Source organism: Symplocastrum torsivum, from assembly GCF_059505465.1.
Genome location: NZ_JCACKQ010000023.1, coordinates 60,795 through 69,577 on the forward strand (window position 1 = coordinate 60,795; position 8,783 = coordinate 69,577).

Consider the following 8,783-nt stretch of genomic DNA (forward strand, 5'->3'; position numbering starts at 1 on the left):
CATTACCTTATAAATAAAACCCGTTTGGGTTTCTCTATAAAGAGTACCAGTCAACTCTTTTCCCTTGTCGCACGGTAGCCAGCGATCACAAAACGACTTGAACTATAACAACATCCAGGAAAATTTTCCTGGATGTTGAACGAGGCGTTACGTGTGGGCAATGTGGTGACGAACTATCAGTTCTTATCCCAAACGGGCAAAGAATTGGTGAACCTACGTGTCTCAGGCCATGAAGTGCCAGCTATCGGCATCCATCGAACTGATTTGCAGGCACTCCTGTGGCAGAAACTGCAACGGGTTTCGGGTGTTGTCCGCGTTGGTATGCACCAGGATTACTGCTGCTGGGCAAGCGCGTTCGGTACTCTTGGCTCGCTAGACAGCGCCAGTTGCGCCAAGGGGTAACGCAGATACAGTTAACGGTGTGAAGTACCGCTCTTGACTAGAGCAATCAGGCTCAAAATGCTTTCCGCTAAGCCCACCGACTGTTGCTAATGGCTCTCCGTTGTAAATCGGCAGGTTGGATACCCTGACAGTAACCATATCTTCACAACTTTGAACGTACCAATGGCAGACTGGAGACTGGATATATTTGAGTGAATCATCTGCAATCACCCCAGCTTCAACTAAACCGTCATCAATGTACTTAGTCGCGGCGGCAATGTTGTTATTATCGCGGGCTAAATTCTTCACCCGCCAGACATACTCCAGCCAAATTTTTCCTTGAAACTGATACGCTTCCTTACAGTAAGAGGCAATTAATTCTGTCCACTCCCGCTTTTGTTTAGCTGAAGCTTGCCAACCGCCTCTAGCTGTGCGAATCATCTCGTTGAGTGTTGGAGGTAGAGGAAACTCAAGGGTTTCGAGACGATATTCATCAGGAGAGCTAACAGGTATTGAGTGTTCGTGTAGGGGAGTAACATCAGGGACTGACGGGTTTAAGGAGGGAACGGGGAACGCTTCGCGACTCACCGTTTCCCGTTCCCCATTCCCGGTTCCCTTCTGGGTTGATTGTTGTCCTTGCTGATATCTCAACTCAATTTGATGGAGATATTCCCGTTCAGTTGGAGTCAAATTTACGCAACGCTCTAGCGACTGTAAAATGTATCGGTCAAATGCATCTAGACGTTCTGTTTCGTACAACGCCTTGAGGCGCGAACTGATTTCTTCGAGTTCCGGCACTTCTGACAAGGGGAGAGGAGTCAAATCAGCATGAGGAAAGCTGCGTAGTTCCATATCCATCGTCTGAACATTTCGCTTCCATACCTTACACTGCTTCTCACCCACTGATTCTATACGAGCCTGGCGCTGATGCCAGTCAGGAAGTTCTGGCGCGTAAATCTCTACAAGCCCCCCTGGCTCTAGGGTGAGATGATGTGAAAGCAAGTTGGACAAGTCAGGCTCGTGAGTTGGAGTAAAGAGCGATCGCTCTTTTAACCGTTGCCGATTCTTTAGCAACGACTGGGCTTGCTTGGGAGTGCGAACCTCTCCGCTAGCAATTAATTCTAAAATCGGGTCGCTCTGTGCAACGGGTTTTTGAGTCAGCTTGAACGCCCCGTCTACACTCTGTTGATTCAAAACACTTTGTAAGGCTTTAGCGCGAGTAAGGTGTCCGCTCGAAACGGCTTTATTAATTTCCTCAACCACTTTAACGGCTTTCTGGTATCTTTTCCCCGAACCCAACCCCACACGTTTTGCCACATGATCGCGAGACTGCCCAAACGGCTCACAACATCCAGGAAAATTTTCCTGGATGTCTCGACGGGTTCCTTGTCGAAGTTTTGCACTTTCCTGCTCGATTTCCTGCCATAATGCCGCTTCCCTGACCTTCTGCTCAATCGTTTTTTCCCTGGTAGCATTCTCCAGCAGCAGCGCTTCTAGAGAGGCGAGAGCGTCCTTGAACTCCCTAACAATTACGGGGATGCTCAACCACCCTAACTCAAGGGCGGCTTTCCAGCGCCGATGACCACTAATAATGATCAAGTCAGGAGTAATTACTAGCGGCTTGAGCCAGTTGGAGTTGCCAATCAATTCCACCAAGTCCGAAACACTTTCATCCTCGCCATAGAGAGCGGCGTTACGCGGATGGGGTTTGAGTAATTTGGGGTCTAGTTGATGCTCACCTGGAGCAAGCTTTTGAGTGGGCGATATTTGTGCGATTGCGCTCAGCTCAGTGCCCGAGGCGATCGCGCCAGTTAAAGTCGCTGTCTCCATTGCTGTTGCACCCTCTAGTTGTGTCAGACATTGATAAATGGCGTCCCCCACCGCCAGCGCCAATAGCGGTGGCACGGCATTCCCAACTTGTCTCATACCCCGCCAAATCCGACGATGGAAGCGGAACCAGTCCGGGAAAGAGGACAGGCGAGCCGCCTCGCGGACTGTGAGTACTCTGGCATGAGTGGGGTGAATCGGACGTGCAGCGGTGTGCCGTCCCTTGTCGCTTCTCGTTCCGGCTCTCAAGGTTCGAGCAACTCCGTCCCACTTAAGGCGGTACAAACGGCTTTCTGGCTCCGTCGTTCCCGGTGCGGTAGCCTTGAATCGTTCAACAACTGATGGAGTGTGACGGGTGAGGCAACAGCCCGTGAGTAGGTGAGGATTAGTTGTGGGTGGTGAAGGGAATACCTGTTCGAGCTTGAGTCTGTACTCGGAAGGCTGAGCTTCCAGAGTGGGTTGCTTCTCCTCTAGTTGCAATTCATCGGTATCGAAGAGTTGCGGAAACGCTTCTTCTGATAGAAACGTTAAGTCTGCGATCGCGTCCCTAACGATAACGGCTTGAGATGCTGCCACTGGCAACTGGGGAGAGGTATGGTGAAGAATTCCTCCGATAAAAACCCGTTTTCGACTTTGAGGGACTCCGTAGTCTAAGGCATTTAGAACCCAAGTCCAGGTGTTGTACCCTGCCTGTTGTAGCTGTTGCAGGGAAGGTTCGATTAAACCTGCGTATTTGGGCAGCAGCAAGTCGGGAACGTTTTCCAAAACAAAAGCAGTAGGCTGAAGTTCTTCGACCAGGCGACAGAAATGGGCAATTAGTTGATTGCGGGGGTCATTCACATCCCGTTTGCCAATCCTTGATAAACCCTGACAGGGAGGACCTCCAAAGACTAGACCAATTTTCCCATCCCACTTCTTACCCTGTTGGTTCTGGGCTACCTCAAGAAGACGGCGGATCTCAAGTCCTGTCAGCTCTTGCACATCAGCACAGAGAACGGACGTTGAGGGAAAGTTTTGAGCGTAGGTAGCGAGGGTCTGTTCGTCTGATTCAACCGCTAACGCAACATCTATCCCAGCTGCTTTCATGCCAAGGGAGAACCCACCCACTCCCGCAAATAGCTCCACAGCAACGGGAGCATTTGACGGAGCTTTTTGGTGAGCGGTGATGACCCTTTGTGTCATGGTTTAACGCTAGTGGCTGGTGAGAGAAGTGGGGTGTCTCGGCTACTATATCTATAGTACCATTATATGAGATTATTTACATTCTTAAAATCGTTTTAATTTTCCTGGGATATAGATGCGAACGCTGCCAGGGATTTGGCACAATGCTTTTTGAGGATAAAGACAGAAAAGTTCCCTTCAGCGTGTGTAGGGGAGAGATTATTAATCGGATGAGTTGGACGGGAAGAGTAGGGAGCGAGTGCTTCCTTTAAACTCTTCCTTTCCGAGCTGTTGTTTCGTTTATCAATTCATGAATCCCAAAGCCAACTCCTCTTCCATCGAGAGTTCCCATCAAGCTGACTTCAAAGCTAGGCGAGTTACTGGTCGTTCTCAAAAGCCTAGTTATGGGTTGACGGAGGCTGAAATTACGCCAGAGTTAGGGCAGGAGTTGGCTGAGTTTTACAGGTTTATGACTTCTGTTGGTGTTGAAGCACAAGGCGTGAAGTCCATCGCGGCGGTGACGGCTAACAACTATCTCACTCAGGTGCGGCTGCTTTTCGGGTGGATGCACCGCCATCGCACTCCGGTTGTACCGCTTTCACACTTAAGAGTAAGCGAACTGTTTTTTCCCAGTGGTTTGAGAGCAGAAGAAGCTTCTCAAGAGGAGGCAACCTGCTTACCAATGGCAAATGTTGAGGATTATCTGCAATGGCTCAGACTGGAACGGGAAGTGGCTCCGAGTTACGAATTGCAGGTGGTGAAAGCGCTCGTCTGGGTAGTAAGGTTTCTTGAATCTGTTTCTAGCCATCAGGTTTCAAAGCGCGGTTCCCGTAGAAAAACTTCCAGATGGGAGGAAGCTGTGTTCAAGGAACTGCGATCGCTGATGAGCGATATCCAGGCACAGGGGAAAACAACTCCAAGGGTAGCGAATGACGCTTCAAAGTGGATAGACTGGCCGGAGTTTCTCAATTGTGTCAAACAACTGAAGGCGGAGTGTACGCCGATTAATAAGAGCAATCAACAGCGCTCCACCAGCGCGATCGCTACTTCTATTCAACGATATTTAATTTTTGCCTTTTTCAGTGCCATTCCGGTGCGACCGAGCACGGTAAGAGAATTGGAACTGGGACGCACGCTGGTGAAGCGGGATGAGCTGTGGTATCTGGAATTGGAACCAAAGGATTATAAAACGAGTGAGACTCACTCAAAACTGGGGGAAAAGCGTGTTATACCAATTCCACAGTGGTATTATCCGGAGCTAGAGGCTTGGTTATTTGGCTATGAAGATGACGAAGGGGTATGGCAGGGTTATGTGGATGCATTGGGTACTCGCTGTGGTTGGCGGCAGGTTTTTGAACCCAATCACAATTTCGTGTTTTTTCAGAAAAATGGCAAACCTTTTACCTCAGTAACGTTCTCCAGTCTTTTTAAGCAAGTCGCTTACCGCTTGACTGGGAAAGCTTGTAACCCGCAATTGATTCGGGATATGGCGATCGCTCATCTGATGAATTCTGGGGCAAGTGTGGAAGTAATGGAGTCTTTGGCTGACTTGATGGGTCATAGCCCGCAAATGCAACAGAAAATCTACTCCCGTCATGCTCTTCCACAGCAGAGTACTCTAGCCCTTGATGCGCTTGCCGCGATTTCGTCGAAGGTTCTGGAGTGAGAGTGGAACCACCTTTCAGGTGGGGTCTGAATCCTCAAATGACAAGCGATGTCTTTACTCCTTTCCAAGGTTAACCCCACGGCGACCTTCCGTTAATATTAACGGAAGGTCGCCAATTGATAATTTGGTTCTGAGTTCTGGGTTGAGCCAGCCGGGAAGCGCCATTACCCAACAAATCAAAACCTCATCGTGATGTTTTGATTTGTTGATCAACGCGATCGCACGGGAAGAGCGCCACTCAGCAACGGCAGCAAAGGCTGTGGAGACGATCGCGGGAAAACTGGCACAGCCGCCCCCTACATCTCAGCATTGTAGGCAGTTACGAACTGGTAAAAAGGCGGTTAAGATATTGTTCGCTAGTAACATTTCCCTACATGACCGCCGCCGTCACAATCCAGCCTCAAGGCTTCAGCGTCCAATATCCTAAAACTCAATGGCGGGTCAGCTTTGTTGAGGATGCCGCTTGCAAGTTCCGGTTCGTGCTGTGTGGGCGTGACTTCAAGTTCGAGCCACGAGATCGATACCGTTATCCTAGCCATGACGACGCGAGACGAGCTGCTCACTGCTTTCTTGAATTGATGAAGCGATTGGAGCGATCGCGGATGAAGCTCAGCGTCTTAGCTGAGATAGGTCTCCTCAAGTTCCCGCAAGAAACTTATCGCCAACACGAACTATGGCTAGTCGTTGACCGCACTCGCTACACCTGGGAAGCAATCACAGCCAGTGGCTTCTGCTTGCGATCGCAACGCTGGTATAAGCAGCCGGATACGGCGATCGTCAAGGCTCGGCTACAGATTGATCGAGAACTGGCAGTTTCTCAAATCCGAGGTGTTGTGGGGTGGGTTTAATACTGGCTCTTTGATGTCGTAGTTGAATGGGTGTGCGATCGCTTCTCCCTCACAAGCCAACTAGGCGATCGCTTCCTCTCATCCTGGCGACGGTCAAAGTTTCCGTACCCCTACAGGGGAAGTTTATTGAAACTTCGCTTAGTGTTCCTACTTGGGATGATGGGGAACAGAATTAGGCGATTGTGGTTGGGGTGCGATCGCAAGTTTTGCCATGCTTCCCGATGTGCAAAATTTTGCACCACGGGAGGGGAGTCTCCTTGCTTTAGCCTCGGCAGTTTTCTCATCCGGGTTAATTTACTCTCCCCGTCGCGATCTTTAGAATTCAATCAAATTATTGGTGCCGAAGACGGTAGTCCAACGCGATCGCAGCAAGAGCTGACCTTCCGTTAATATTAACGGAAGGTCGAGATATTTGATGAGGTGCGATCGCACACTCTTCGCAGTTAAAGGAAATTCGGCTCGGCTTCGGTTCTTGCGGAGAAATGCCTGCGACGAAATACTGTTGAGGCGATCGCACCCAAGCCTCAAAGTTTTAGACCTTCCGGTGAATTCACCGGAAGATCTGGTTGTGCATACTGTGATCGCCCAACCCGTCGTTACAGCAGCCGATTGATGCGTAGGAAGTTTAGTTGGAGAAGTGGGGAGGGCATGAATGAGCGATCGCACCAAACCCCACCCTCCAAATCTACAGACCCCCCAATTAGAATTTTTGAGTATTTGGGTTGACTGAGGCGATCGCGGCAACCAAAACTGTCTGACCTTCCTTTCATATTTGCTGAAGGTCGAAAAATGCCGTTGTGTTGTCTCTTTATTGATCCGCGACAACCTTGAGCTTAGGCTTAGGCTTGGGCTTGGAGGTAGCACCACCGTTTTGTAGGGCAGCATTGTTGACTGGAACTGGCTTGGACGAGGGCTTCCGAGCTTTTGACGCAGCAAGTTTTGTCTTTGCTGCCTCAGCTTTATCCTTCTTACCAGCTTTTAGGTAATTAGGCGCCGACTCACAAGGGATTCCTAAAAGCGATATAAACTCAAAGTTGTCGTTAGCGCTGTTGAACCGTGCCTTGATCTGCACGAAGGACGCTTTGCCCTGAGTCTCTTTATCCAGGTTTTTGTTGAACCGGAATGGGGGCACAGGGGCATCTCGCCAGAGTACGGGAATGTGAGATGCCTTCATGAAGTTTACTTTTTTCTCCAAGGGTGCCGATTTGATGTACTCAAGCCGTTGCTTATCAAAGTTTTTAAACACTGAGATGCACGGTACCCGACAAACCGGAATGAACTGCCATAAACCACAGATTTTGAATTCGTTTTCTTCCAGAACGCTCTCTAGTCCTTCTCCAGATGCCGAGTGACCGACAAACCCTGCCAGTTGGAATGCTAGGCGGTAGGGCTGTTTTCCTCCAGGGAAGTGAGTAATCTTGGGATAGACAATTAACTTTTGCTGAGTAATCCCGGTACAAGTAATCTCTTTTTTAAGCGCCTCATAAGCATACTTGTGGGTGCTGGCATAATAGAGCGCATAGGACTTTTCCCCGATTGTCACAAAAGTTTTGTCCCCATCGGTCGTTATCTCACCGAAGATTATGCCAACCGCTTGAAATAAGACCGCCGAAGCGGGGTCAGAGGCGACTGGTTCGGTTACTGGTTCCGGGTTCTGTTCTAAGTCAGAGGCGACTGGTTCGGGTAGTGGCTCCGGTGTCGGTTCTGGGTAAGAGGCGATCGCATTACTCTCTGGGAGTAAGGTGGAAACGGAAGAAGATGCAGGAGCAAGCTCATCTACTGGTTTGTGTGCCACTGGCTCCGGGGGGGGTGCCGCCTCTATTTCCAGCTTTTCAATCGATACCGGGGCTTGTTGTTCCTGTGTCGGCTCGGCTATTGAGGCTGAACGCTTAAGTGCAAGAATATTCAATCCCTTGGCTGGGGGTGTTACTTGTTGTTGCGGACGTTTCTTTTTCATGAGAGTGGTTTAAGAGAGGATGTCTATCTCAGGCTAAACATTTAGCGGCAACAACTTACTTAACATCGAACTCATTATGCCTGACTGAGGCGATCGCAAGTTTGCCATGCTTCCCGATGTGCAAAATTTTGCACCACGGGAGGAAACTCTCTTGGCTTTAGCCTCTAAAATGATCGCATCATCCAACCAGTTGAGGTGGACAAAGCCTTTGCAAAAAAAAGAAGAGAGTCACACGAGGCGGCTCTCCTAGTCATCAGGGTGCATCTACTAACCTTATTATTACCTCTGGGCATGAGGGGTGTCACCCCCTATTTGTTAATTCTTGATGAAGGTGAATTGGCATTGCCTTGAGAGAGGGTGCGATCGCATCGAATCCAATATTCGTGCTGCCCCTCAATGCAATCACCTGGCATCTTCTGAGGTAAGCGCGATCGCACCTCACCTCCCATCACTTCAAATTCTCAAAGTTCTAGACCTTCCGTTAATATTAACGGAAGGTCGGTAAGGGATGCGATCGCACCCCCCTCGCAGTTAAATGAGATTAGGCTTTGCTTCGGTTCTTGTGGAGGACTGCCCTGTGACGGAAAACCGTTGAGGCGATCGCAAAAAATTGTGGAGTTTCAATTGTAAAGTGGCGATCGCCCAACTCTTCGGACTATTACATTAAACTGACCACACTGATTGTGTCATGTACCAACAGGGGTATTCATCTCCATCTCGTACATCACATCAAGCCCTTGACTCTTCTTCAATTCATTCAGAATTGCTGCCTTACCGCTGCCAAACAGATGTAACTCATCCTGAGCGCGAGTCATGGCGACATAAAGCTGCCGTCGAGCCAGAACGGATTGCTCAAAGTCAGGGGAGCAACAATCAGCAAACTGTTCCACCCCATTGGTGACAAGTTAAGGCTTTCTGGCAGTTGTCAAGAGGATCTGAGAAA

At 49.4% G+C, this 8,783-nt stretch carries 11 protein-coding genes; 6 read left to right on the forward strand and 5 right to left on the reverse strand.

The genetic code is table 11. The annotated features are described in order from the left end of the window. Positions 1 to 165: 165 nt before the first annotated feature. Positions 166 to 402 carry a hypothetical protein gene (locus AC5JL3_RS08155; protein WP_496074010.1) on the forward strand — a complete coding sequence of 79 codons (237 nt, stop codon included), beginning with the start codon at positions 166 to 168 and terminating at the stop codon, positions 400 to 402. Here the strand turns inward: AC5JL3_RS08155 and dcm are convergent. Continuing rightward, positions 373 to 3,390: a DNA (cytosine-5-)-methyltransferase gene (gene dcm, locus AC5JL3_RS08160; RefSeq protein ID WP_496074011.1), complete on the reverse strand. Its 3,018-nt coding sequence runs from the start codon at positions 3,388 to 3,390 to the stop codon at positions 373 to 375. The genes AC5JL3_RS08155 and dcm overlap by 30 nt on opposite strands. A gap of 289 nt (positions 3,391 to 3,679) precedes the next feature. Between dcm and AC5JL3_RS08165 the strand changes: the two genes are divergently transcribed. The 5 genes from AC5JL3_RS08165 to AC5JL3_RS08185 all read left to right on the forward strand — a co-directional run bounded on the left by AC5JL3_RS08165 (position 3,680) and on the right by AC5JL3_RS08185 (position 6,496). Next, positions 3,680 to 5,035 carry a site-specific integrase gene (locus AC5JL3_RS08165; RefSeq protein ID WP_496074012.1) on the forward strand — a complete coding sequence of 452 codons (1,356 nt, stop codon included), beginning with the start codon at positions 3,680 to 3,682 and terminating at the stop codon, positions 5,033 to 5,035. A 374-nt stretch (positions 5,036 to 5,409) separates the two neighbouring features. After that, on the forward strand, positions 5,410 to 5,883 hold the full coding sequence (locus tag AC5JL3_RS08170) for a hypothetical protein (RefSeq protein ID WP_496074013.1): 474 nt from the start codon (positions 5,410 to 5,412) through the stop codon (positions 5,881 to 5,883). A 32-nt stretch (positions 5,884 to 5,915) separates the two neighbouring features. Beyond that, the gene (locus tag AC5JL3_RS08175) at positions 5,916 to 6,059 is read left to right on the forward strand and encodes a hypothetical protein (protein WP_496074014.1); all 144 of its coding nucleotides are present in this window, start codon (positions 5,916 to 5,918) and stop codon (positions 6,057 to 6,059) included. After that, positions 6,040 to 6,273 (forward strand): hypothetical protein, encoded by a 234-nt coding sequence (locus AC5JL3_RS08180; protein ID WP_496074015.1) that lies wholly within the window; start codon positions 6,040 to 6,042, stop codon positions 6,271 to 6,273. The genes AC5JL3_RS08175 and AC5JL3_RS08180 overlap by 20 nt, the downstream gene beginning before the upstream one ends. Before the next feature lie 25 nt (positions 6,274 to 6,298). After that, positions 6,299 to 6,496 carry a hypothetical protein gene (locus AC5JL3_RS08185; protein WP_496074016.1) on the forward strand — a complete coding sequence of 66 codons (198 nt, stop codon included), beginning with the start codon at positions 6,299 to 6,301 and terminating at the stop codon, positions 6,494 to 6,496. On the opposite strand, the gene AC5JL3_RS08190 is transcribed toward AC5JL3_RS08185, so the two are convergent. The 4 genes from AC5JL3_RS08190 to AC5JL3_RS08205 all read right to left on the reverse strand — a co-directional run bounded on the left by AC5JL3_RS08190 (position 6,480) and on the right by AC5JL3_RS08205 (position 8,730). Next, complete coding sequence (locus AC5JL3_RS08190) at positions 6,480 to 6,653, reverse strand: hypothetical protein (protein WP_496074017.1); 174 nt, start codon at positions 6,651 to 6,653, stop codon at positions 6,480 to 6,482. The genes AC5JL3_RS08185 and AC5JL3_RS08190 overlap by 17 nt on opposite strands. Before the next feature lie 38 nt (positions 6,654 to 6,691). After that, entirely contained in the window at positions 6,692 to 7,840 is a 1,149-nt protein-coding gene (locus tag AC5JL3_RS08195) for a hypothetical protein (protein ID WP_496074018.1), read from the reverse strand. Between the two features lie 308 nt (positions 7,841 to 8,148). Further along, positions 8,149 to 8,292: a hypothetical protein gene (locus tag AC5JL3_RS08200; protein WP_496074019.1), complete on the reverse strand. Its 144-nt coding sequence runs from the start codon at positions 8,290 to 8,292 to the stop codon at positions 8,149 to 8,151. A 234-nt stretch (positions 8,293 to 8,526) separates the two neighbouring features. Then, on the reverse strand, positions 8,527 to 8,730 hold the full coding sequence (locus AC5JL3_RS08205) for a hypothetical protein (protein ID WP_496074020.1): 204 nt from the start codon (positions 8,728 to 8,730) through the stop codon (positions 8,527 to 8,529). Positions 8,731 to 8,783: the final 53 nt, after the last annotated feature.

Coding starts and splice junctions, on each gene's coding strand:
- dcm (WP_496074011.1), bottom strand. CDS start 3,390: ATGACACAAAGGGTCATCACCGCTCACCAAAAAGCTCCGTCAAATGCT.
- AC5JL3_RS08165 (WP_496074012.1), top strand. CDS start 3,680: ATGAATCCCAAAGCCAACTCCTCTTCCATCGAGAGTTCCCATCAAGCT.
- AC5JL3_RS08170 (WP_496074013.1), top strand. CDS start 5,410: ATGACCGCCGCCGTCACAATCCAGCCTCAAGGCTTCAGCGTCCAATAT.
- AC5JL3_RS08180 (WP_496074015.1), top strand. CDS start 6,040: ATGATGGGGAACAGAATTAGGCGATTGTGGTTGGGGTGCGATCGCAAG.
- AC5JL3_RS08185 (WP_496074016.1), top strand. CDS start 6,299: ATGAGGTGCGATCGCACACTCTTCGCAGTTAAAGGAAATTCGGCTCGG.
- AC5JL3_RS08190 (WP_496074017.1), bottom strand. CDS start 6,653: ATGAAAGGAAGGTCAGACAGTTTTGGTTGCCGCGATCGCCTCAGTCAA.
- AC5JL3_RS08195 (WP_496074018.1), bottom strand. CDS start 7,840: ATGAAAAAGAAACGTCCGCAACAACAAGTAACACCCCCAGCCAAGGGA.